Source organism: Mesorhizobium sp. M4B.F.Ca.ET.017.02.2.1, assembly GCF_003998955.1.
GTDB lineage: Bacteria > Pseudomonadota > Alphaproteobacteria > Rhizobiales > Rhizobiaceae > Mesorhizobium > Mesorhizobium abyssinicae.
Genome location: NZ_RZOF01000592.1, coordinates 1 through 1,704, shown reverse-complemented (window position 1 = coordinate 1,704; position 1,704 = coordinate 1). Strand labels below are relative to the sequence as shown.

The 1,704-nt window shown below is 60.8% G+C and carries 1 protein-coding gene and 1 pseudogene; both read right to left on the bottom strand.

The window, feature by feature from the left end; all coding sequences use genetic code 11:
- Nucleotides 1–9 precede the first annotated feature (9 nt).
- Nucleotides 10–936, bottom strand: coding sequence for a D-alanine--D-alanine ligase (locus tag EN738_RS34145; RefSeq protein ID WP_127287350.1), 927 nt, complete (start codon nucleotides 934–936; stop codon nucleotides 10–12).
- 369 nt (nucleotides 937–1,305) lie between these two features.
- A pseudogene (locus tag EN738_RS34140) lies at nucleotides 1,306–1,704 on the bottom strand (UDP-N-acetylenolpyruvoylglucosamine reductase); the annotation flags it as partial.

Sequence of the window (1,704 nt, the reverse complement as noted above, 5' to 3'; positions counted from 1 at the left end):
GTCCCCACCTCAACGCAGACACGAAGCGTCCTCCACCATCCAACTCAACAGTTCGCCGAACGAATGCCCCGCATGAGCGGCGATTTCAGGCACCAGAGACGTCGGCGTCATGCCCGGCTGGGTGTTGATCTCGAGCCAGACAACCTCGCCGTTCTCGGAGTGACGGTCGTCGTAACGGAAGTCCGACCGGGAGACGCCCCGGCAACCGATAGCTTGGTGAGCCTTAAGCGCCAGTGTCTGTATTTTTTGGTAAATATTCGGTGAAATTTTAGCAGGGGTTTCGTGTTTTGATCCGCCCGCCACGTATTTCGAATCGTAATCGTAGAAGGAATGGCCGGTCGGGATGATCTCGCAGACTCCGAGCGCGACGTCGCCCATCACGGCGCAGGTCAGCTCGCGCCCATGGATGTAGCGCTCGACCATGACGGTGTCGCCATATTTCCACTCGGACGAGCCGATGACCTGCGGCGGATGCGACTGCCCTTCATGGACGATGACGACGCCGAAGCTCGATCCTTCGTTGACCGGCTTCACCACGTAGGGCGGCTTCATCGGATGCTTGTTCTGGATGGCGAAGCGGTTGGCCACCTTCGATTCCGCCACCAGGATGCCGGCTGCCTTGGCGACTTTCTTGGCCTGCTCCTTGTTCATGGCCAGCGCCGAGGCAAGCACGCCGGAATGCGTGTAGGGGATTTCGAGATATTCGAGGACACCCTGAATGGTGCCGTCCTCACCGAACGGACCGTGCAGCGCATTGAAGGCAACGTCAGGCTTGAGCGCGGCAAGCACGGAGCCGACATCGCGCGCAACGTCGACCCGGGTGACGCGATAGCCTTCATTCTCGAGCGCATCCGCACATGCCTTCCCCGAGGACAGGGACACGGGCCGCTCCGACGAAAAACCACCGAGCAGGACGGCCACATGCTTGTTCTTCATCTCCCGTCATCCCCTCTCACGGCGGGCCGCGACTGACATTTCCACACCAGCATTCCCGCACAGTGAGTCCGAGTCTTCCGGCAGGTTGCCCCCCAGACGGAAAACGCGACCGACGCGTCGAACGACTCAAATCAGGAAACGCTTGAGGCCAGAGAATCAGAGAGTTGATTCGCTGGCAAGTCCTTAAGATTCCGAGAGATTCACTTTCCGTGAAAACGGCCACGAAAAGTGTGCCGTAGAGTCTTTGCGGCAACGGTTCGGAGGCCGCGCGGACGCCGAAGTTAAAGTATTACTTGAGCTTCGGCACGCGGCAGAGATCAGCTGGGATCGAGCTTCGGCCGGCTCGCCTGGATGCCGGCGAGGCTTAGACTAGAGCAGTTGTCCCAGGAATTCCTGCACGGCGTGGCCCGGCCGGAAATCGCCGAGGCGCTTGATTTCCCAATGCAGCCGGACGCCCGAATTCTCGAGCACCCGCGCGCGCACGGTCTCGCCGAGATATTCGAGGTCGTAGCCGGTCGCGGTACCGGTGTTGATCATGAAATTGCAATGCATCGGCGACATCTGCGCGCCGCCGATCATCAAGCCACGGCAGCCGGCCTTGTCGATCTCCTTCCAGGCCGAGGTGCCCTCCGGATTCTTGAAGGTCGAGCCGCCGGTCTTCTCGCGGATCGGCTGCACCGTCTCGCGATGGTTCTGCACCGCGTCCATCGCCGCCTTGATCGTCGCCTGGTCTTCCGGATGCCCCTCGAACAGCGCCGAGGTGAAGAT